This window comes from Actinacidiphila acidipaludis (genome assembly GCF_019890725.1).
Lineage (GTDB): Bacteria > Actinomycetota > Actinomycetes > Streptomycetales > Streptomycetaceae > Actinacidiphila > Actinacidiphila acidipaludis.
This window is the reverse complement of sequence record NZ_JAINZZ010000007.1, coordinates 94,046-115,629: the sequence shown is the minus strand read 5'-3', so window position 1 is coordinate 115,629 and position 21,584 is coordinate 94,046. Positions and strand designations below refer to the sequence as shown.

Annotated in this window: 18 protein-coding genes; 8 read left to right on the top strand and 10 right to left on the bottom strand. The window is 73.0% G+C overall.

The features are described 5' to 3' along the window. Positions 1–104 precede the first annotated feature (104 nt). Both K7862_RS08825 and K7862_RS08820 read left to right on the top strand, forming a co-directional pair. On the top strand, positions 105–1,535 hold the full coding sequence (locus K7862_RS08825) for an MFS transporter (protein ID WP_222961888.1): 1,431 nt from the start codon (positions 105–107) through the stop codon (positions 1,533–1,535). Then, positions 1,532–2,023: a MarR family winged helix-turn-helix transcriptional regulator gene (locus K7862_RS08820; protein WP_222961887.1), complete on the top strand. Its 492-nt coding sequence runs from the start codon at positions 1,532–1,534 to the stop codon at positions 2,021–2,023. Before K7862_RS08825 ends, K7862_RS08820 begins: the two co-directional genes overlap by 4 nt. 33 nt (positions 2,024–2,056) lie before the next feature. Here the strand turns inward: K7862_RS08820 and K7862_RS08815 are convergent, their stop codons facing one another. Continuing rightward, positions 2,057–2,995, bottom strand: a complete 939-nt coding sequence (locus K7862_RS08815; RefSeq protein WP_222961886.1) for a helix-turn-helix transcriptional regulator — start codon at positions 2,993–2,995, stop codon at positions 2,057–2,059. A 125-nt stretch (positions 2,996–3,120) separates the two neighbouring features. Here K7862_RS08815 and K7862_RS08810 point away from each other — a divergent pair, with 125 nt between their 5' ends. The 3 genes from K7862_RS08810 to K7862_RS08800 all read left to right on the top strand — a co-directional run bounded on the left by K7862_RS08810 (position 3,121) and on the right by K7862_RS08800 (position 6,881). Continuing rightward, positions 3,121–4,590, top strand: a complete 1,470-nt coding sequence (locus K7862_RS08810) for an MFS transporter (protein WP_262412857.1) — start codon at positions 3,121–3,123, stop codon at positions 4,588–4,590. Positions 4,591–4,980: 390 nt separating this feature from the next. Next, the gene (locus K7862_RS08805) at positions 4,981–5,994 is read left to right on the top strand and encodes an aldo/keto reductase (protein WP_222961885.1); all 1,014 of its coding nucleotides are present in this window, start codon (positions 4,981–4,983) and stop codon (positions 5,992–5,994) included. A gap of 314 nt (positions 5,995–6,308) precedes the next feature. Then, positions 6,309–6,881 (top strand): hypothetical protein, encoded by a 573-nt coding sequence (locus tag K7862_RS08800; RefSeq protein WP_222961884.1) that lies wholly within the window; start codon positions 6,309–6,311, stop codon positions 6,879–6,881. Between the two features lie 63 nt (positions 6,882–6,944). On the opposite strand, the gene K7862_RS08795 is transcribed toward K7862_RS08800, so the two are convergent. Next, the gene (locus tag K7862_RS08795) at positions 6,945–8,327 is read right to left on the bottom strand and encodes a glycine--tRNA ligase (RefSeq protein WP_222961883.1); all 1,383 of its coding nucleotides are present in this window, start codon (positions 8,325–8,327) and stop codon (positions 6,945–6,947) included. 227 nt (positions 8,328–8,554) lie between these two features. Between K7862_RS08795 and K7862_RS08790 the strand changes: the two genes are divergently transcribed. Beyond that, positions 8,555–9,025 (top strand): Fur family transcriptional regulator, encoded by a 471-nt coding sequence (locus K7862_RS08790; protein WP_222961882.1) that lies wholly within the window; start codon positions 8,555–8,557, stop codon positions 9,023–9,025. A gap of 45 nt (positions 9,026–9,070) precedes the next feature. Here K7862_RS08790 and K7862_RS08785 read toward each other — a convergent pair whose 3' ends face one another. The 7 genes from K7862_RS08785 to leuA form a co-directional block, all read right to left on the bottom strand. Then, a complete protein-coding gene (locus tag K7862_RS08785; RefSeq protein WP_222961881.1) occupies positions 9,071–9,928 on the bottom strand; it encodes an isoprenyl transferase in 858 nt (285 codons plus the stop codon). A 27-nt stretch (positions 9,929–9,955) separates the two neighbouring features. After that, positions 9,956–10,702 carry a DNA repair protein RecO gene (recO, locus tag K7862_RS08780; RefSeq protein WP_222961880.1) on the bottom strand — a complete coding sequence of 249 codons (747 nt, stop codon included), beginning with the start codon at positions 10,700–10,702 and terminating at the stop codon, positions 9,956–9,958. A gap of 103 nt (positions 10,703–10,805) precedes the next feature. After that, positions 10,806–11,498, bottom strand: a complete 693-nt coding sequence (locus K7862_RS08775) for a response regulator transcription factor (protein ID WP_222961879.1) — start codon at positions 11,496–11,498, stop codon at positions 10,806–10,808. Further along, complete coding sequence (locus tag K7862_RS08770) at positions 11,495–12,799, bottom strand: sensor histidine kinase (RefSeq protein WP_222961878.1); 1,305 nt, start codon at positions 12,797–12,799, stop codon at positions 11,495–11,497. Before K7862_RS08770 ends, K7862_RS08775 begins: the two co-directional genes overlap by 4 nt. 794 nt (positions 12,800–13,593) lie before the next feature. Beyond that, positions 13,594–15,672, bottom strand: coding sequence for an MMPL family transporter (locus K7862_RS08765; protein WP_222961877.1), 2,079 nt, complete (start codon positions 15,670–15,672; stop codon positions 13,594–13,596). Between the two features lie 193 nt (positions 15,673–15,865). Then, positions 15,866–16,573: a TerB family tellurite resistance protein gene (locus K7862_RS08760; protein ID WP_222961876.1), complete on the bottom strand. Its 708-nt coding sequence runs from the start codon at positions 16,571–16,573 to the stop codon at positions 15,866–15,868. A 255-nt stretch (positions 16,574–16,828) separates the two neighbouring features. Continuing rightward, positions 16,829–18,592, bottom strand: coding sequence for a 2-isopropylmalate synthase (leuA, locus tag K7862_RS08755; RefSeq protein WP_222961875.1), 1,764 nt, complete (start codon positions 18,590–18,592; stop codon positions 16,829–16,831). Positions 18,593–18,892: 300 nt separating this feature from the next. Here leuA and K7862_RS08750 point away from each other — a divergent pair, with 300 nt between their 5' ends. Further along, complete coding sequence (locus K7862_RS08750; RefSeq protein WP_222961874.1) at positions 18,893–20,011, top strand: M4 family metallopeptidase; 1,119 nt, start codon at positions 18,893–18,895, stop codon at positions 20,009–20,011. Between the two features lie 7 nt (positions 20,012–20,018). Continuing rightward, positions 20,019–20,279 carry a protealysin inhibitor emfourin gene (locus K7862_RS08745; protein ID WP_222961873.1) on the top strand — a complete coding sequence of 87 codons (261 nt, stop codon included), beginning with the start codon at positions 20,019–20,021 and terminating at the stop codon, positions 20,277–20,279. A 69-nt stretch (positions 20,280–20,348) separates the two neighbouring features. Here K7862_RS08745 and K7862_RS08740 read toward each other — a convergent pair whose 3' ends face one another. After that, positions 20,349–21,443, bottom strand: coding sequence for an extracellular catalytic domain type 2 short-chain-length polyhydroxyalkanoate depolymerase (locus K7862_RS08740; protein WP_222961872.1), 1,095 nt, complete (start codon positions 21,441–21,443; stop codon positions 20,349–20,351). Positions 21,444–21,584 lie beyond the last annotated feature (141 nt).

The window sequence follows — 21,584 nt, the reverse complement described above, 5'->3', positions numbered from 1 at the left end:
CGACCATTGTCGCGTACCGGGCACGGCAGCCCGTCAGTCGGTTGTACGGTAGTAATGATTACACGCGTACAAACAATCTGAGGAACTCCGAGGAACCGCGCCCCATGCCCGACCTGACCTACCGGCAGCGCCTTCTCGTCCTGGGGATCTGCTGCATGAGCCTGCTGATCGTGAGCCTGGACAACACGATCCTGAACGTGGCTCTGCCGTCGCTGCAGAGGGACTTCCACTCCGGCGTCTCCGGGCTGCAGTGGACGATCGACGCCTACCTGGTGGTGATCGCCTCCCTGCTGCTGCTGTCCGGGTCGACCGCCGACCGGATCGGGCGCAAGCGCGTCTTCCAGAGCGGGCTCGTCGTCTTCACCGTCGGTTCGCTGCTGTGCAGCCTCGCGCCGAGCCTCGGCTGGCTGATCGCCTTCCGCATGGTCCAGGCGGTGGGCGGCTCGATGCTCAACCCGGTGGCCATGTCGATCATCACCAACACCTTCTCCGACCCGCGTGAGCGGGCCCGCGCCATCGGCGTGTGGGGCGGCGTCGTCGGCATCAGCATGGCGGCCGGGCCGATCGTCGGCGGCGCGCTGGTGGAGTCCGTCGGCTGGCGCTCCATCTTCTGGATCAACCTGCCGGTGGGCCTGGCCGCGCTGCTGCTCACCGCCCGTTTCGTCCCCGAGTCCCGCGCGCCGCGCGCCCGCCGGGTGGACCCGGTCGGCCAACTGCTGGTCATCGCCCTGCTCGGCACCCTGACCTACGGCATCATCGAGGGCGCCGACGCCGGCTGGACGTCGCCGCTGATCATCGGCTGCTTCGTCGTCGCAGCGCTGGCCGTGGCCGCCCTCGCGGTCTATGAGCCGCGGCGCAAGGACCCGCTGATCGACACCCGGTTCTTCGCCAGCGCGCCCTTCAGCGGCGCGACGGTCATCGCGGTGAGCGCCTTCGCCGCGCTCGGCGGCTTCCTCTTCCTCAACACCCTGTACCTCCAGGACCAGCGCGGCCTGTCCGCCCTGGACGCCGGCCTGTACATGGTGCCGATGGCCCTGATGTGCCTGACCTTCGCGCCGCTGTCCGGGCGCATCGTCGGCAGCCGCGGCCCGCGGCTGTCGCTGGCGCTGGCCGGCGCCGCCATGACGGCCAGCGGTGTGCTCTTCGCGGCGCTGGACGCCCAGTCCTCCGACGCCCTGCTGTTCACCTCGTACGTGCTGTTCGGCATCGGCTTCGGCCTGGTGAACGCGCCGATCACCAACACCGCGGTCTCCGGCATGCCGCGGGCCCAGGCCGGTGTGGCGGCCGCGGTCGCCTCCACCAGCCGCCAGGTCGGCCAGTCGCTGGGCGTCGCGGTGCTGGGCGCCGCGCTGGCCGCGGGTCTGCACGAGGGCGCGTGGTGGATCATCACCGGCTGCGGCCTGTCCGTGCTGGTGCTCGGCCTGCTGACCACCGGCCGCTGGGCGCGCGGCACGGCCGAGCGCACGGCGGCGGCGCTGATGACGCCCGAGGCCGACCGGGCCGCGGAATCCCGCGCTACCGTGGGCGCATCATGACGACCGAGACGGACGCCACGAGGACCGACGCCACGGGCGCGGTCGCGGGGACCGGGCAGACGGGCACCGCCGGTGAGACCGCCGAGCGGGTGTGGCGCAGGCTGCGGACCCTGGTGCTGGAGCAGAACGAGCGCCGCAAGGAGACCGCCGACGCGCTCGGCATGAGCTTCTTCCGCGTGAAGGCGCTGCGGCGGATCGCCGCCCGGCCCTCCCGGATGAGCGAGCTGGCCGCCGAGCTCGGCAGCGACCGCCCGTACCTGACGGTCGTCGTCGACGACCTGGCCAAGCGCGGGCTCGTCGAGCGCCACCCGCACCCCACCGACCGCCGCTGCAAGATCGTCACGGCCACGCCGGAGGGCGCGGCGGCCGCCGCGCGGGCCGACGCGATCCTGGGCACCCCGCCGCCGGTGCTGCGGGACCTGGCCGCCGACGACCTCGCGGCCCTGGACCGCATCACCGCGGCGCTGACGGCCTCCGGCGAGGGCTGACGGCCCCGGGGGCGACCGGGGGCGCTGGGGGCGTCACCGGGACGACGGAACGGGCGCCGGGGCGCCGGCCGTCACCAGGGCGTGCAGCCGGTCGAGACGCTCCCGCGTGGTGTCGTCCGCCGGGGTGTAGGTGACCAGCCGCGGGCCGGGGCCCGGCCCCAGCCACAGGTGGGTGAAGTCGAACGCCAGCAGACCCACTTCGGGGTTGAGGTAGCGCTTGATGTGGCTGTCCGGCTGCAGCACCTCGTGCCGCTCCCACATCTCGCAGAAGTCCGGCGACCCCTGCTGCAGCCGCTTGAGCAGCGCCTTCCACGCCGGTTCGGCCAGGTGCTGCGCCATCGACGCGCGGAACTTCGCGGCCATCAGCCGGATGTTCTCCTCCCGGTCGACCATCCGCTCCCGCCACAGCGGGTCGGTGAAGGCCAGCCACATCAGGTTCCGGTCCTCCGGCGGCAGCGCGTCCAGGTCGGTGACCAGCCGCCCGTACGTGCGGTTGTACGCGACGACGTCGTACCGCCCGTTGACCACCGCGGACGGCAGCGGCTCGAGCCGGTCCAGCATCAACCGCACCGCGGACGACATACCCGGGCAGTCCTGGTGCGGATGCGGGTCCGGGGCCCCGGCCAGGGTGAACAGGTGCCGGCGCTCGGTGTTGTCGAGCATCAGCGCCCGGGCGATCGCGTCGGCGACCTGCCCGGACACCTGGATGTCGCGGGCCTGCTCCAGCCACGTGTACCAGGTCACCCCCACCGCGGCGAGCTGCGCGACCTCCTCGCGGCGCAGCCCCGGTGTGCGGCGCCGGCGCCCGGGCGGCAGCCCCACCTGCTCCGGCGCGATCCGCTCGCGCCTGCTGCGCAGGAACGACGCCAGTTCACGGCGGCGGCTCTCGGCGGCCGCGGCCACCGGGACGTCCGCGGCCGGGGCGGGGGCGGCTCCGGCCGTGGGGGGCAAAACACTCGTGTTCCCGCTCATGTTCCCAGGGTGCGGCATCGGGCAGCCGGTTGCCAGGTGGTCTCTATACCTGGATAAACGGTCTCTGGTACCCCCCTGAGATGGGGTCCAGTGTGGATCACGTGAACGACCGAATGGAACAGACCATGACGTCCCGGGCTCAGGTGCTGCCCCGCGTGACCCGCATCGGAGCCCCCGCCGGAACAACCCCGTCCGCCGCCGCGCACCCCCCGGCCCCGGCGCTCAGCACCCTGGGCCTGCTGACGATCCTGCTGGGCGCCGCGCTGCCGATGGTGGACTTCTTCATCGTCAACGTCGCCCTGCCGACCATCGACCGCGACCTGAACGCCGGCCCCGCCGTGCTGGAGATGGTGGTGGCCGGGTACGGCGTCGCCTACGCCGTGCTGCTGGTGCTCGGTGGCCGGCTCGGTGACATGTTCGGCCGCCGGACCCTCTTCCTGTGGGGCCTGGCGACCTTCGCCCTGACCTCGCTGGCCTGCGGCATCGCGCCCAACGCCTGGACCCTGGTGGGTGCCCGCGTGGCCCAGGGCGCGGCCTCCGCGCTGCTGCTGCCCCAGGCCCTGGCCACCATCCAGGCCGCCACCTCCGGCAGCCGGCGCGGCAAGGCGCTCAGCTACTACGGTGCGACCGCGGGCGTGGCCAGCGTCGTCGGCCAGGTGCTGGGCGGTGTGCTCGTCTCCGCGGACATCGCGGGCAGCGGCTGGCGCGCGATCTTCCTGGTGAACGTGCCGGTCGCGGCGGTCGCGCTGGTGCTGGCCCTCAAGGCGGTGCCCGAGACGCGCTCGCAGCACCCGGCCCGCATCGACCGCCCGGGCACGGTGCTGCTCGGCGCGACCCTGATCACCCTGCTGCTCCCGCTCACCGAGGGCCGCGCGGCCGGCTGGCCGCTGTGGTCCTGGGTGCTGCTGGCCCTGTCGCCGCTGCTGGCCGCCGCGTTCACCGCGGTCGAGATGCGCGGCGAACGCACCGGCGGCAACCCGCTGCTGCCGCCCTCCCTGGTACGGCTGCACAGCGTCCGCAGCGGCCTGCTGCTCATCGTCCCGTTCTGCCTCGGCTTCGGCGGCTTCATGTTCGTCCTCGCCGTGGCCATGCAGAACGGCCTGCACTTCGGGGCGCTGGCCGCGGGCGCGGCGCTGGTCCCGCTGTGCGCGGCGTTCTTCGCCGCCTCGCTGCTCGGCCCGCGGGCCGTGGCGCGCTTCGGCCGCCTGACGGTGACCGGCGGCTCGGTCATCCAGGGCATCGGCCTGCTGGTCCTCGCCGGCACCTTCTTCTGGGGCTGGCCGCACCTGGGCATCTGGGCGCTCGCACCGGGCATGGCGCTCGCCGGCTTCGGCCAGGGCTTCGTCCTCCCGGTGATCTTCCGGATCGTGCTCAGCGAGATCCCGCCGGCCCAGGCCGGTGTCGGCGGCGGCGCGATGGCCACCACCCAGCAGTCCAGCCTCGCGCTGGGCGTCGCCACCCTCGGCACGCTGTTCCTGACGCTGTCCTCGTCGATCGGCGTCCGGGACGCCCTGGTGTGGGCCCTGCTGGCCCAGGTCGGAGCGGTCGTCCTCACCACGGCGATGACGTATCGGCTGCCGCGCACCGTGAAGTGAGGCTCCACTCGGGGCCCGGGGCAGGTCGCTCCACCCGGGCACGGGGCCGCACCTTCGCCCGGGTGTCGGGCCCCGGCCGGGACACGTACCCGGCGGGCCGGGCGCCGGGGCGGGGGAAGCGCCGGGCCGTGTGCCAGGGTGGCTCCTGGGGCGGCCCGGCCCGCACCCGCCGTCCGGCCCGCACGTTCTCCCGGCCCCACTCCCGTACGACCGCCTGAAGGAGATTCAGTTCGCGTATCCCAATGAGCGGTCGAGTCGTCGCGGGTGCTGGGCGGCCAATCTCCTTGAGCCATCTCAACGGCTCCCGCATGTCAGCCACACCCAGCACCCCTGGGTGCTCCGATCCTACGAACGACCAGAGCATCCCCACGAAGAAAGGTATGGACCCGCATGCGTACCCGCACTCTCGGCACCACCGGACCGGCCGTCTCGGCGATCGGGCTCGGCTGCATGGGCATGTCGGCCGTGTACGGCGAGGCCGACGACGCCGAGTCGATCGCGACCATCCACGCCGCCCTGGACGCGGGCGTCACCCTGCTGGACACCGGCGACTTCTACGCCATGGGCCTGAACGAGCTGCTCATCCGCGACGCCCTGGGCGCCCGGCCCGGCAGTCGCGAACAGGCGCTGATCAGCGTCAAGTTCGGGGCGCTGCGGGACGCGGACGGGGCCTGGCACGGGTACGACGGCCGGCCCGGCGCGGTGAAGAACTTCCTCGCGTACTCCCTGAACCGGCTCGGCACCGACCACGTCGACGTCTACCGGATCGCCCGGGTCGACCCGGCCGTGCCGATCGAGGAGACGGTCGGCGCGATCGCCGAGGAGGTGCAGGCGGGACGGGTCCGGCACATCGGCCTGTCCGAGGTCGGCGCGGAGACGCTGCGGCGGGCCGCGTCCACCGCGCCGATCAGCGACCTGCAGATCGAGTACAGCCTGTTCTCCCGCGGCATCGAGGACGAGATCCTGCCGACCGCGCGGGAGCTGGGCATCGGCATCACGGCGTACGGGGTGCTGTCGCGCGGGCTGCTCAGCGGGCACTGGAGCCGGGAACGCAGCACCGGGGCGGACGACTTCCGCAGTCGCAGCCCGCGGTTCTCCGGGGAGAACCTGGACCGCAACCTCGTGCTGGTCGAGGCACTGCGGGCGGTGGCCGAGGGCCAGGGCGTGACGGTCGCGCAGGCCGCCATCGCCTGGGTGCTGTCGCGGGGCGAGGACATCGTGCCGCTGATTGGCGCCCGCCGCAGGGACCGGCTCGCGGAGTCGCTCGGGGCGCTGGACGTCACCCTCTCCGAGGAGGACTTGGCGGCGATCGGGCAGGCGGTGCCCGCCGGGGCGGTGGCCGGGACGCGGTACGACGCGGGGCAGATGGCGCACCTCGACAGTGAACGGTCCGCCTCCCGCTAGGGTTCGCCCCTCCCCAGCGGCACCCGCACACGCTTCAGGCCCCGGGGCTCCCCGTCCCCCATCGGCTTCCGGGCTGCCCCGGCCCGCCGTCGCCGTCCGCCGCCCGGTGGCGGGTCGCTCGCGCTGCGGGCACCTGCCGGGCGAAGCCTGGCGGCCCCCGCGCCCCTGGTATCGCTTGCCGTTCGTCCACTTGTCGGGGGCCGTGCGGAGGCTGTGGCAAGTGGGACGTTACTGCGGTCACATCGGGGCGAAGGAAGACTCATGGGGGGCGTCGCTGTTGTCGCCTCGTGGCGGGGGCTGGAAGGAGTCGGACGATGTCGGTGAGCGAAGTGTCCACGCCGGGGACGGCGGACGTGATCGAGCTGCCTGTGGCCCATGGCGCGCACGCCGCACCCGCCCCGCCCGTCTCGCTCCCCGCGCCCCGCGTGCCGGCCGGCACGAGCCCCGCCCAGGAGCGGCCTGAGCGGCCCTGCCCGCGCTGGCCCGCCTACGTGCTGGTGGCCTGCGGCATCGCCCTGGTGCCGTGGCTGGTGGTACTGGCCACCACGCTGCCGGCGACGGCGACCGCGCCGCACTGGATGGCGGCCTGGGTCGGGCTGGACACGATGGAGGCGGCCGGGCTGGTCACCACCGGCGTGCTGACGCTGCGGCGGCACCCGCTGCGGGTGGTGGCCGCGGCCGCCACCGCGATGCTGCTGGTGGTCGACGCGTGGTTCGACGTCGCAACCTCCACGGGCGGCGACCTGACGGTCGCCCTGATCATGGCCGGCACCGCCGAACTTCCGCTGGCCGCCGTCTGCGCCCTGCTCGCCGTCCGTTCCTCGACCTCGGTGGCCCGGGTCTCCGGGGCCACCGCGGTGGAGGAACGCGCCGGCGACCGGCGCTGAGACGGCACGGAGCCCGGTGGGAGAGCGTTCCCACCGGGCTCCGGACGTCCTGCGGAGCCGGCCCTAGCAGCCGAGCAGACGGGAGCCGAGGTAGCTCTCGACCTGGTCGAGCGAGACCCGCTCCTGCTTCATCGAGTCGCGCTCGCGCACGGTGACCGCGTTGTCCTCGAGGGTGTCGAAGTCCACCGTGACGCAGAACGGCGTGCCGATCTCGTCCTGGCGGCGGTAGCGGCGGCCGATGGCGCCCGCGTCGTCGAACTCGATGTTCCAGTGCTTGCGCAGCGCGGCGGCCAGACCCCTGGCCTTCGGGGACAGCTCGGGGTTGCGGGACAGCGGCAGCACGGCCACCTTGACCGGCGCCAGCCGCGGGTCGAGCCGCATGACCGTGCGCTTCTCCATCACGCCCTTGGCGTTCGGCGCCTCATCCTCGCTGTACGCGTCGAGCATGAAGGCCAGCATGGCGCGGTTGACGCCCGCGGCCGGCTCGATCACGTACGGGAACCACTTCTCGCCCGCCTCCTGGTCGAAGTACGACAGGTCCTGGCCGGACGCCTTGGAGTGCGCGGACAGGTCGTAGTCGGTGCGGTTGGCGAGACCCTCGAGCTCGCTGAACTCCTGGCCGCCGAACTTGAAGCGGTACTCGATGTCGACGGTGCGCTTGGAGTAGTGCGAGCGCTTCTCCGCCGGGTGCTCGTACCAGCGGATGTTCTCCTCACGCAGGCCCAAGTCGGTGTACCAGTTCCAGCGCTCCTGCATCCAGTACTCGTGCCACTTCTCGTCCTCGCCCGGCTTGACGAAGAACTCCATCTCCATCTGCTCGAACTCACGGGTGCGGAAGATGAAGTTGCCGGGCGTGATCTCGTTGCGGAACGACTTGCCCATCTGGGCGATGCCGAACGGCGGCTTCTTGCGCGAGGTGATCTGCACCTGGGCGAAGCTCACGAAGATGCCCTGCGCGGTCTCCGGCCGCAGGTAGGCCAGCGAGCCGGCGTCCTGCGTCGGGCCGAGGTGGGTCGACAGCATGCCGGAGAACTGCTTGGGCTCGGTGAAGGCGCCCTTGGTGCCGCAGTTGGGGCAGTTGACGTCCGCCAGGCCGTTCGCCGGAAGCTTGCCGTGCTTGGCCTCGTACGCCTCCTCCAGGTGGTCCGCGCGGTAGCGCTTGTGGCAGGAGGTGCACTCGGTCAGCGGGTCGGAGAAGGTCGCGACGTGACCGGAGGCCACCCACACCTCGGGGGCGAGGATCACCGACGAGTCGATGCCCACCACGTCGTCGCGCGAGGTGACCATGGCACGCCACCACTGGCGCTTGATGTTCTCCTTGAGCTCGACGCCGAGCGGTCCGTAGTCCCAGGCGGCCTTGGAGCCGCCGTAGATCTCGCTGCTCGGGAAAACGAAGCCACGGCGCTTGCTCAGGCTGACGATGGTGTCGATCTTGTCGGCGGCCACGGTGCTCTCTTCAGTACGACGAAGCGGTCAGTTGTCCCAGATTACCGGCGGGTGCGGGGCGCGTATCAAATCCAATCCTCCACCAGCAAGGACGCGACACGAAATGAAAACGACTATCATATACAACAGGGCTCGGGGCGTCCGCCCCGCGGCGCCGCGCACCTGGCACAATGACAGGCACCCGGACACCTGCGCGACCCCCGTCGCCGGACGCGCCCGGAACCGCGATGCCTGCGGCCCGTTCGCCCGGACGAGAGGAGAACCCGGTGAGCACCACCAAGCACACCGTGCCCGGCCGTTCGACGCGGCAGCGGGCCGCGGTGGCGGCCGCCCTCGACGAGGTGGACGAGTTCCGCAGCGCCCAGGACCTGCACGACATCCTCAAGCACCGCGGTGACTCCGTCGGGCTGACGACGGTCTACCGCACCCTGCAGTCGCTGGCCGACGCGGGCGAGATCGACGTGCTGCGCACCGGCGACGGCGAGTCGGTCTACCGGCGCTGCTCGGGCGGCGGGCACCACCACCACCTGGTCTGCCGGTCGTGCGGCAAGGCCGTCGAGGTGGCCGGGCCCGCGGTCGAGAACTGGGCCGGCGCGGTGGCCGCCGAGCACGGCTTCGTCGACGTGGCGCACACCCTGGAGATCTTCGGGACCTGCGCGGAGTGCTCGACGGCCGCGGCGACTCCGGCGGGGACGTAGCCCCCGCCCCCGGCCGGGCCGCCGAACGCCCTGCCCCTCAGCCGCCTACGCCGTGCCCTCGGCAGCGGCCCCGGCGCCGTCCCCGGGCTCCCCGTCCCGGCCGCCGTTGGGCAGCGCCCCGCCGAACCGGCGGTCGCGGCGCGCGTACTCCAGGCAGGCCCGCCACAGGTCGCGCCGGTCGAAGTCAGGCCACAGCACGTCCTGGAACACCATCTCGGCGTAGCTGCTCTGCCAGATCAGGTAGTTCGAGGTGCGCTGCTCGCCGCTCGGGCGCAGGAACAGGTCCACGTCCGGCATGTCCGGGTAGTACAGGTACTTCGCGAAGGTCTTCTCGTTGACCTTGGACGGATCCAGCCGGCCCTCGGCGACGTCCCGCGCGATGGCCTGGGCGGCGTCCGCGATCTCCGCCCGGCCGCCGTAGTTCACGCAGAAGTACAGGGTCATCGCGTCGTTGCCGACCGTCTGCTCCTGGGCGACCTGGAGCTCCTGGACGACGGACTTCCACATCTTCGGCATCCGGCCGACCCAGCGGATGCGGATGCCCAGTTCGTCCATCTCGTCGCGGCGGCGGCGGATCACGTCCCGGTTGAAGTTCATCAGGAAGCGCACCTCCTCCGGCGAGCGCTTCCAGTTCTCGGTGGAGAACGCGTACAGCGACAGGTTCTTCACGCCGATCTCCAGGCAGCCCTTGAGCACGTCCAGAACGACGCCCTCGCCGACCTTGTGGCCCTCGGTGCGGGGCAGCCCGCGCTCCTTGGCCCAGCGGCCGTTGCCGTCCATCACGACCGCGACGTGCTTGGGCACCAGCTCACCGGGGATCTTCGGCGGCTGCGCGCCGGAGGGGTGCGGGTCGGGCGTCCGGTACGAGGGTCGGGAACGGGCCAGAATCCCGCGACGTGCCATGGTCGTGCTTCTCCTGACGGGTATGAGCTACTTCTCCACGAACCGCAGCGACCGCAGTCCGCGCTCCAGGTGCCACTGCAGGTAGGCCGCGACCAGCCCGCTGCCCTCACGGCAGTGGCGCGGCTCGCAGGCGTCCGCGGTCTCCCAGTCGCCGCCCAGCAGCGCGCCGAGCAGTTCCAGTGACTCCCTGGAGGGTACGACGCTTCCCGGCACCCGGCAGTCGCCGCAGACGACTCCTCCCGCGCCGACCGAAAAGAACCGGTTCGGCCCGGTCATGCCGCACTTCGCACAGTCGTCGAAGCTGGGCGCGTAACCGTTGACGGCCAGCGAGCGCAGCAGGAAGGCGTCCAGCACCAGCCGCGGGTCGTGCTCACCCGCGGCGAGCGTGCGCAGGCCGCCGACCAGCAGCAGGTACTGCTGCACCGCCGGCTCGCCCTCGTGGTCGGTGAAGCGCTCGGCGGTCTCCAGCATCGCGGTGCCCGCGGTGTACCGCTCGTAGTCGCTGACGATGGCGCTGCCGTACGGGGCGATCGTCTCGCCCTGGGTGCACAGCGGCAGGCCGCGGCCGATCAGCTCCCCGCCGCGGGCGAAGAACTGCACGTCGACGTGGCTGAACGGCTCCAGCCGCGCCCCGAACTTCGACTTGGTGCGGCGCACGCCCCGCGCGACCGCCCGCACCCGGCCGTTGCGCCGGGTGAGCAGCGTGATGATCCGGTCCGCCTCGCCCAGCTTCTGGGTGCGCAGCACGATGCCGTCGTCGCGGAACAGACTCATGCGCCCATTCTCCCGTACGGCGGGAGCGATGGGGGCCGGGCCCGGAGAACGGGTCCGGCTCCGGGCGGCCCGCCCGCCGCCACGTGCGACCGCGGCGTCGCGCTCAGCGGTCCGTGCCCGGCGCCACCAGGCCCGACTCGTAGGCGACGATGACCAGTTGGGCCCGGTCGCGGGCGCCGAGCTTGCCCATGATCCGGCTGACGTGGGTCTTGGCGGTGAGCGGGCTCAGCCCGAGCGCCTCACCGGTCTCGGCGTTGTTCAGGCCACGGGCGACCAGCGTCAACACCTGGCGCTCCCGCTCCGACAGGCAGGCCAGCGCGGCCGGCGCCGGGGCCGCGGCCGGGGGGCGGTCGGGCAGCCGCAGCACCCGGGCGATCAGCCGGGCGGTGGGCCCCGGCGACAGCAGCGCGTCGCCCGCCGCGACCGTGCGGATGGCGTCCAGCAGGTCCGCGGGCCGGGTGTCCTTGACCAGGAAGCCGGACGCGCCCGCGCGCAGCGCCGCCAGCACGTTCGCGTCGTCGTCGTAGGTGGTGAGCACCAGGATGCGGACCCCGGCGAGGTCGTCGTCCGCGGCGATCCGCCGGGTGGCCGCGATGCCGTCGAGCTCGGGCATCCGGATGTCCATGACGATCACGTCGGCGCGCTCGCTGCGGGCCAGGTCGATGGCCTCCAGGCCGTTGGCGGCCTGCCCGACGACCTCCATGTCGCGGGCGGACTCCACGAGCATCGCGAACGCGGCCCGCACCAGCGTCTGGTCGTCGGCGAGCAGCACCCGGATGGGCTGCGGCGAGGTCATCGCGGTTCTCCGTGGGTGTCGGTGGTGAACGGCAGGTCCGCGGTCACGGCGAAGCCCGGCGCGTCCGCCCGCGGCCCGGCGGTGAGGCTGCCGCCGACGCTGCGGGCCCGCTCGCGCATCCCCGCGATGCCGTATCCCGCGGGCCGCCCGCCGGCCGGGGGCCGCTCGGAGTCCTCCGGACCGCTGGGAACGGGCTCGGGCTCCGCCCGGTCGCCGCGCGGGCCGGCTCCGGAGCTGATGCCCGCGGAGGTCTCGTGCGGGGCGGCGCCCGGCACCTGCTGGGGGCGCTGGGCGGGGACGCGCGGGGGCCGGCCGCCGTCGTCGGTGATCTCCAGGCGCAGGCCGCCGCCCTCCCCGCTCACGCCGATGGTGACGGTCACGTGCGGGTCGGCCGGTCCGGCGTGCCGCACGGCGTTGGTGAGGGACTCCTGGACGATCCGGTAGGCGGCCGCGCCGACCGCGGGCGGCACCGGTTGGGTGCCGGTGTCCACCGTCAGCGCGACCTGTGCGCCGGCCGCCTCCGCCGCCCGGGCCAGGGACGGCAGACCCGCGAGATCCGGCAGCGGCCCGTCGCCGTCGGCGCGCAGCACCCGCAGCGTCGTACGCAGTTCGGCGCGGGCCTCGCGGCAGGTGTCCGCGATGGCGTCCAGCGCGGAGGCGACGGCGGCGCGGTCCAGGCGTTCCGGGTCGGCGACCAGGATGTGTGCGGCGACGGAGGTCTGCACACCGATCAGCGTGATGCTGTGGGCGAGCAGGTCGTGCAGGTCGCGGGCGATCCGCAGCCGCTCCTCCGCGACCCGCCGCGCCGCCTCCTCCTCCCGGGTGCGTTCCGCCCGCTCGGCGCGTTCCGTGATGGCCGCCACGTAGTTGCGGTGGATGCGGACGACCTCCCCCGCGACCGCGACGGCCACGATCCAGCCGGCGCTCTGCAGCATCTCCGTTCCGGCGTCGGGCTTGCCGATGGCCAGCATCACCGAGGCCATCGCGAGGACGACGGTCGGGACGACCAGGAACGTGCGGCGCGGCGGCCCCGCGACGGCCAGCGCGTACAGGGCGACCATGCTGGAGAGGATCGGCGCCTGCTGGACGTACTGCAGGTAGTGGTACGGCGCGACGCACGCGACCATGCCCAGCAGGCACCACATCGGTGCGCGGCGCCGCCACAGCAGGACGGCGGCGCTGCCGGCCAGCAGGAGCCAGCCGAGGGCGTCCGGGCGGTGGCTGACGTCGCCCTCCGGCAGGAGCAGGGCTTGGGCCGCCTCGGCGAGGAAGACGGTTCCGGCGATTGTTGCGTCGCGCATCCCAACGGGTCGGGCTGCGCCCTGGCGCACCACCACGTTCACCCTTTCCCTCCCTCCCCGGGCGACGGCTCGCCCTTCCCCCGCCTCCGGGCTGCCCCGAACCTACCCGGGCCACGCCCTGCCCCTTGCGGTGCGTTCCCGCCTGCCGCTGGGCTCGGGCACTCGGGGCTTGCCCTGCCCCTTGCGGTGCGTTGCCGACTGCTGCGCCGTCGTGGCTTGTCGCGCAGTTCCCCGCGCCCCTGTTATCGCTTGCCGTTCGTTCGTCTGTTGGGGGCAGTCCGGAAGCGTCTCCTCGGACTGTGCATGACGGGTTCTTCCACACCTTGACCCGGGCGGATGCACATTCCTGCGGGGAGCGCTTCCTCCCCACCCCCTGGCAGTGAAAGTGGCCGCAGGGGGTGTTACCGGGGTACCCCGGTCCTGCCCAGGCGGTCCCATGGACCACCAAGGGGGTGGGGAGGAAGCGCTCCCCGCAAGGACTTGTGCACCCACCCGCCCAGCCGGACAAAAGAACGGTCACGCACAAGTCCGAGGAGACGCTTCCGGACTGCCCCCGGCAAGTGGACGAACGGCACGTGATTCAGGGGCGCGGGGAACTGCGCGAACAGCCACGACGGCGCAGTAGACGGCAACGCACCGCAAGGGGCAGGACGAGCCCCGAAAGGGGCGCGGGGTCCCCCAGACTTCGTCCGGGAGGTGCCCCCAGCGCGAGCAACCCACCACCGGGCGGAGGCCCGGAACGCACCCCCGCGGGGCACCCCGGGAGCCGAACAGGGGAAGCCGGGGGCAGCCCATTACTCGGGGCGGTTGGGCCACCAGAGGCGGGGCCCGAGGAGGACCGCCGCGGCGGGCACCACCAGCGTGCGTACCACGAACGTGTCGAGCAGCACGCCGAGCGCGATCACCACCCCCATCTCCACCATCATCACCAGCGGCAGCGACGCCAGCACCGTGAAGGTCGCGGCCAGCACGATGCCCGCGGACGCGATCACCCCGCCGGTGGCCTCCAGCGCGGTGACCGTCGCGCGGCGCGGCTCCGCGCCCCCGAGCCTCTCCTCCCGCATGCGGTGCATCAGGAAGATGCCGTAGTCCACGCCGAGGGCGACCAGGAAGACGAAGCTGAGCAGCGGCAGCCCGGGGTCCATGCCGTGCAGGCCCAGCACGGGCCCGAACAGCAGGCCGCCGATGCCGAGCGCGGCGGCCCACACCGCGACCATCGCCGCGGTCAGCAGCAGGGGCGCGACGAGGCTGCGCAGCAACCCGGCCAGCAGCAGGAACACCGCGCCCAGCACCAGCGGGACGACGAGTGCGCGGTCCCGCGACGACGTGGACGCGGTGTCCATCCGCTGCGCGCTGGCCCCGCCGACGAGTCCGTGGTCGGCCGCGGTGACCGCCCGCAGTCGCCGGATGGTCCCGTGTTCGGCCGCGCTGTCGGGGATGGCGGAGGGGTAGACGGCGATCTCCGTCCAGCCGCCCGCGCTGCGTCCGGGCGCGGTGCCGGCGACGCCGGCCGTCGTCCGTACCGCGTCGGTGGCCGCCGCGGCCTTCGCGGTGGGGATGACGACCGTCACCGCCTGGGTGCTGCGCCCGGGGAAGGCGTCGTGCAGGATCCGGTCGGCGGCGACCGAGTCGGGCGTGGTGGTGAAGGCGTCGTCCTGCCCGAGCGCGCCCGGGAGGTTGCCGAGGCCCAGGGCGAGGGCGCCGACCGCCGCGAGGGACGCGGCCAGTACGGCCACCGGCCGCCGGGTGACGACCGCGCCGATCCGGTGGTACAGCCCGCGCCCGGTTCGCGACGGGCTCCCGTACGCGGGGATCAGCGGCCAGAACACCCGCCGACCGAGCAGCACGAGCACCGCGGGCAGCAGCGTCGTCATCGCGGCGAGAGAGCACAGGATGCCGACCGCGCCGACCGGCCCGAGTCCGCGGCTGCTGTTGAGGTCGGCGGCCAGCAGGCACAGCAGCCCGGCGACGACGGTCGCGGCCGAGGTGAGCACGGCGGGTCCGACCTTCCGCAGCGCCGCCGCCATCGCCGCGTACGGCTCGGCGGTGCGCCGCAGTTCGTCGCGGTAACGGGAGATCAGCAGCAGGGCGTAGTCGGTACCGGCGCCGAAGATCAGCACGGTCATCACCGAGGAGCTCATGCTGGAGACGGTCAGCCCGAAGCCCTCGACCAGGCCGTAGGTGATGGCCATCGCGGTGCCCGCGGCGACACCCACGACGGCCAGCGGCACCAGCCACAGGAACGGGCTGCGGTAGGTCAGGATCAGCAGCAGGGCGACGACCGCGGCGGTGGAGAGCAGCAGGGTGCCGTCGATGCTGGCGAACACCCCCTTGGCGTCGGCGTCGGCCCCTCCCGGGCCGCCGACCAGCACGGTCAGCCCCGCCGGCCGTCCGTCGGCGAGCCGGGCGCGGACCCGCTCGACCACGTCCTCCGGCTTGCCCGCGCCCTGCGCGATGGCCACCGGCACCATCGCGGTGCGGCCGTCCTTCGCGGTGACGGTGTGCGGTGCGGCGCCGGCGACGGGGTACGCGGCGGCCAGTGCGGCGGTCTGCCGCTGGACCGCGGTCAGGTCGGCGGCGGTCAGCCCGCCGGCGCGCCGGTAGACCAGGACGAGGTCGGTGGCGCCGCCGCCCGGCATCGTCTGCTGGATCCGGGCGACCTGGGTGGACTGGGCGCTCGCGGGCAGGTAGTCGATGTTCTCGTCGTGCTTGACCCCGCCGAGCCTGCCGGCGAACACTCCGGCGACGGCGAGGACGGCGATCCACAGGGCGATGACCGCCCAGGGCAGGGCGCGCCGCCGGGTGCGGGCGGCGGCCGGCGCCGGGGACGGCCGGGTGGGTGGGGAGGGCGGGGAAGTCGGCTCGGCCCGCATCGCAGGGCTCCTCGGGATCGGCTGGTGAGACGTGCACCAGCGTCCCCGCGGATGCGGGGTGTTCGCGTCGCGCGGACGGCCGAGAAGCGTGGTACTCCGCCCGGCTCACCGGGGGCGCGGTACTCCCCGGGGAGTAGCGGGAGGCCGCAGGACCGGCGGCGGCCGGGTCTCCGAGGCGTCCGGGCGCCCCGGGTCAGGAGGCGGTCGCAGCGGCGGCCGTCAGCAGCCGCTCGATCTCGTCGGTGTGCAGCGACAGGCAGCGGCCGATGGCCTCCAGCACCTCGCGTTCGGCGGGCAGGTAGGGGCCGTCGGCGAGGGCGATGTGCGCGCCCTGGAGCAGGACGCGTTCGCGGCCCTGCGGGAGCAGGTGGTCGGCGAGCGGCTCCAGGGCCTCGTGCAGTTCGATGGACAGCCAGCTCCCGCAGCCGTCGACGGCCTCGGCGAAGGAGTCGGGGCCGAGTTCCTCGGAGCGGCGGAAGCGGCCCTCGTCGGCGACGATCGCGGCGAGCAGGCCGAGGAGCTGGTCCTCGGTGCAGTCGCTGAACCCGGCGGCCCGCACCGCGCCGACCGCGGCCTCGCGGGACGCCCGGCCGGACGCGCCGCCGGCGGTGAGCACGGCGAGCGCGATGGTGTGGACGGCGTCCCTGAGCATCGCCGAGAAGCGGGTGGTGGTGGGCCGCAGCAGCACCTCGGCGCCGAACTGCCGGTGGCAGGCGGTGCACTCGATGACGGTGCCGGCCGGGCCGCGGGCGAGCAGCGGGACGTTGAGCACGGTCAGCCTGCGGGTGCCGGATCTGCGGTGGTAGGCGCGGTCGCCGCCGCAGTCGGGGCAGTAGAACTCACCGTCGTCCTCGGTGCGCCATGCCGTACGCACACCCCAGATACACAGCCCCAGCTTCATGTCGCTGCACCCTCCGGCCGGCTTCGTCCCGGTACGCACCCCTGCTGCGGCCGCACACGCGCGAAGCGCCCCCGGCAACGGTGCCGTACTGCCGTGATGTTAGCCACACATCCGGCGCCCGGTCAGTACCGCGTACGGGGGCAATTCACCGGACGGGTACCCGGACGCGCTGCCGCCGGGGCGCGCCGGCGCGGCGCGCGGGGGCACGACGGGCCTTTCGCGGGGCGGTGTGCGCCCCGCGAAAGGCCCGGGCGATCAGCGGAACGCGCGGTTGACGGCGGAGACGACCGCCTTCAGCGAGGCGCGCGTGGTGTTGGGGTCGATGCCGATCCCCCACAGCACGCGTCCGTCGATGGCGCACTCGATGTAGGAGGCGGCCTGCGCGGACGCGCCCTCGCTCAGGGTGTGCTCGGAGTAGTCCAGCAGCCGGGCGTCGACGCCTACCGCCGCCAGCGCGTCGAAGAACGCGGAGATCGGGCCGTTGCCGGTACCGGTCAGCGTCGTCTCCGCGCCGTCCACCACGGCCTCGACGGTGAGCGCGTCGGTGCCGTCGCTGGAGGTCGAGGCCTGGGCGGAGCGCAGCGTGATCCGGCCCCACGGGTTGTCCGGGGTGGGCAGGTACTCGTCCTGGAACGTCGACCAGATCTGCGCGGGGGTGACCTCGCCGCCCTCGCTGTCGGTCTTGGCCTGGATGATCCGGGAGAACTCGATCTGCATCCGGCGCGGCAGGTCCAGCTTGTGGTCGTTCTTCAGCACGTAGGCGATACCGCCCTTGCCGGACTGCGAGTTGACGCGGATGACCGCCTCGTAGGAGCGGCCCACGTCCTTGGGGTCGATGGGCAGGTACGGCACGGCCCAGGTGATCTCGTCGACGGTCCGGCCGGCGGCGGCCGCGTCGGCCTCCATCGCCTCGAAGCCCTTCTTGATGGCGTCCTGGTGGGAGCCGGAGAAGGCGGTGTAGACGAGGTCGCCCGCGTAGGGGTGGCGCGGGTGGACCTCCATCTGGTTGCAGTACTCGGCGGTGCGGCGGATCTCGTCGATCTCCGAGAAGTCGATCTGCGGGTCCACGCCCTGGCTGAACAGGTTCATGCCCAGGGTCACCAGGTCGACGTTGCCGGTCCGCTCGCCCTGGCCGAACAGGCAGCCCTCGATGCGGTCCGCGCCGGCCATGATCGCCAGCTCGGCGGCGGCCACCGCGGTGCCCCGGTCGTTGTGCGGGTGGACCGACAGGCACACGTGCTCGCGGCGGGACAGGTTGCGGGACATCCACTCGAACCGGTCGGCGTGCGTCGACGGCGTCGAACGCTCCACCGTGGCGGGCAGGTTGAGGATGATCTCGCGGCCCTCCTCGGGCTGCCAGACGTCCATCACGCCCTCGCAGACCTCCAGCGCGAAGTCCAGCTCGGTGTCGGTGAAGATCTCCGGACTGTACTGGTAGCCGAAGACCGTCTCGTCGCCGAGGATCTTGTCCGCGTACTCCATCACCAGCCGGGTGCCGTCCACCGCGATCTGCCGGACCTGCTCACGGCTGCCCCGGAAGACGACCCGGCGGAACACCGGCGCGGTGGCGTTGTACAGGTGCACGGTGGCCTGGCGCGCGCCGCGCAGCGACTCGACGGTCCGCTCGATCAGTTCCTCGCGGGCCTGCGTCAGGACGGAGATCGTCACGTCCTCGGGGATCGCGTCCTGCTCGATGATGGAGCGGACGAAGTCGAAGTCGGTCTGGCCGGACGACGGGAAGCCGACCTCGATCTCCTTGTAGCCCATCCGCACCAGCAGGTCGAACATCTCCCGCTTGCGTGCCGGGGACATCGGGTCGATCAGCGCCTGGTTGCCGTCCCGCAGGTCGGTGGACAGCCACCGCGGGGCCTTGGTGATCCGGGCGTCCGGCCAGGTGCGGTCGGGGATGTCCACCTGCTCGTACCGGCCGTACTTGTGGATCGGCATCGCGGTGGGACGCTGGCGCACGGAGGCGGCGGTGATGGGCGTGGCGCGGCCGACGCGGTTCGGTGTGGTCATGGGGGCTCTGGCTCCTCGGAGGTCCGCTGGGGACGGCCGACGGCTGGAAACGCCGAACTCCGCGGGGAGGGGGTCGGCCTACGACTACAGGCCCTCGCCGCGGCAGCTAAGGAGAAGCAGCCCGAAACACATGATGGGTCGACCATAGCCGCTCGCCGCGGGATCACACAGCCGATGCGGGTGTCCTCTCAGTATGCAAGACGGAGGGACGCGTCCAGGGAAAGGGTGATCATTCCCTCCTTTTCGTGGATCATGACCGCGACTCGTGACAGTACGTAGGGAAAGTGCCACATTGCGCACATGGGAGTTTTCTGCACGATCGTGCCGCCGCACGTCCTCGACGCCCTCGCCCGCTCCGACGACGCCGCGCTGTCCGGCACCGCGCGCCGCACCCTGGAGCACGACGCACGCGAGCGCACCCGGCGGCGGCTGAACACCGTGATCGGCGCCGCCGGCGCCACGGATGCGGCCTCCGGCGGGCCGGCGACCGGCCTCTCCGGGGAGCCGCAGCGCACCGTCCACGACGCCCGGCACAAGGACAGGCTGCCCGGGAGAACCGTCCGCGCCGAGGGCGCGAAGCCGTCGAAGGACGGCAGTGTCAACCGTGCGTACGACGCCCTGGGGGCGACCTTCGAGACCTACCTCAAGGCGTACGGCCGCCACTCCATCGACGGGCGCGGGCTACCGCTGGTGGCCAGCGTCCACTACCTGCAGGACTACAACAACGCGTTCTGGAACGGCGAGCAGATGGTGTTCGGCGACGGGGACGGCCGGATCTTCCTGGACTTCACCATCCCGCTGGACGTCATCGGCCACGAACTGACCCACGGCGTCACCCAGTACAGCGCCAACCTCGACTACTACGGGCAGTCCGGCGCCCTCAACGAGTCGGTCTCGGACGTCTTCGGCAGCCTGATCAAGCAGTACGCCCTCGGGCAGACCGCCGACCAGGCCGACTGGCTGATCGGCGCCGGGCTGCTCGCCCCCGCCGTGCACGGCCACGCCCTGCGCTCGATGAAGGAGCCCGGCACCGCCTACGACGACCCGAACCTCGGCAGGGACCCGCAGCCCGGATCGATGAGCGGCTACGTCTCCACCTCCGAGGACAACGGCGGCGTCCACATCAACTCCGGCATCCCCAACCGGGCCTTCTACCTGGCCGCGGCCGCGCTCGGCGGCCACGCCTGGGAGCAGGCCGGCCAGATCTGGTACGACACGCTGACCGGCGGCTCGCTCTCCTCGCACGCCCAGTTCGCCGACTTCGCGGCGGCCACGGTCGCGTCGGCCATCGCGCGCTACGGTGAAGGGGAGCAGTCCCGAGCGGTCACCGCGGCCTGGCAGGAGGTCGGCGTCGTCCAGGCGGCCGCCGGATCGGCGGTCCCCCGCCAGCAGCCCGGCGAGCAGACCCAGGAGGCGTGAGCAGCCCATGCGCATCGAGGTGGTCCGCTCCGGCGGCCTGGCCGGCATCCGCCGCCACGCCGCGCTCGACACCACAGGCCGCCCGGACGCGGGCCACCTCCACGCTCTGGCCGAGGCCGCCCTCGCCCCCGGGATGCCGCAGGCGGTGAACCCCGACAGCTTCGGCTACGACATCACCGTCGACTCCCGCACGGTGCACTGCCGGGATCCCCATCTCAGCGACGCCCAGCGGGAGTTGATCAGCCTGGTGCTGGGCGAGGGCGCCTGACCGCACCGCCGCCGCATCACCCGGCGGCCGGGGTGCCCGGGTTGCCGGACGTGCCGGTGCTGCCCGGCGTCAGCCGCCCAGCGCCCGGACCATGTTCATGATGGTCTCGATCTGGGCGCCGCCCTTGATCGGGTAGTTGGTCGCGCCCAGGTACCCCCACCAGTCCCAGCAGCCGTACGGGTTGGCGCCGGTCGGGATCGCCTGCGGATACAGGACGATCATATGGTTGGTGTCCGCGTACTGGTCGAGGTTGGCGCGGTCGACGAACGCGGTGCCGACGTCGCTGTGGTCCTGCGCGCAGCCGTGCAGCGCCACCATCAGCCGGCAGCTCTGGCCTGGCGTGCAGGCGGCGGGCACGTAGGCGAAGCCGGTGGAGTCCATGCTCAGGCCGCCGGCCAGGCCGTTCACGGCGTAGTCGTCCTGGCTGAACGCGACCAGCGTTCCGGTGAGCGGGCCGGTGTTGGGCGCGGTCACCGAGCCGAACAGGGTGCGCAGGAGCGTGTTCTGCGGGTCGGTGCCGCAGTTGTCGAGGTACGGCGAGGCGGTCGCCGTGCAGCCCAGGGTGCCGTAGGGCGTGACCCAGCCGTGGCCGGCGGTGGAGCCGCTGTCGTAGGTGACGTTCGCGCCGAAGTGCCGGTAGAACGCCACGCCGTCGTCGCTGACCGGCGCCTTGACCGTGGTGTCGTTGCCGCCGTGGAAGACGTACACCGGGCGCCCGGACAGGCTGGAAACGGGGTCGGTCCAGCCGTACGACGACCACAGCGACGCGTCGGCCTCCAGCGTGCCGAGGTGGTCCGGGTACACGTCGTCGCCGCAGCCGTAGAGGGCCTGCGCGGCGTTGTTCTGCGCGCAGTAGTAGGGCCCAGCGCCGAACACCGCGGTGCCCTTGACCGTACGGGAGTAGGCCACCTGGAGCTGCCCGGCCATGTACCCGCCGGACGAGACGCCGGCGACGTACACCCCGGAGACGGTGTGCCGGCTCAGCCCGCCGGCGGTGGGCGGCACGGTGTACAGCGTCGGGGTGGCCGCAGGAGTCGCCGCCGCTGGTGCCGCGGGGACGGGCGCGGCCTGGGCGGTCGCCGGTAGCAGGAAGGCCGCGGCGGCGAGCGCCAGGGCCGCGGTCCGGAACCTCGTCTTGGGGGATCTCGCTGACGGCACGTTCATCGCAGCCTCCGCATCGCCGGTCCTCGCAGGACTCTGAGCACGGTAGGCCCGCCCACCCTGCGGCACGATGGGCGCGACCCCCACCCCGGGAGGCCCGCTCATGTCGCCGCCCACCAGTCCGCCCGGAGACACACCCGGCCG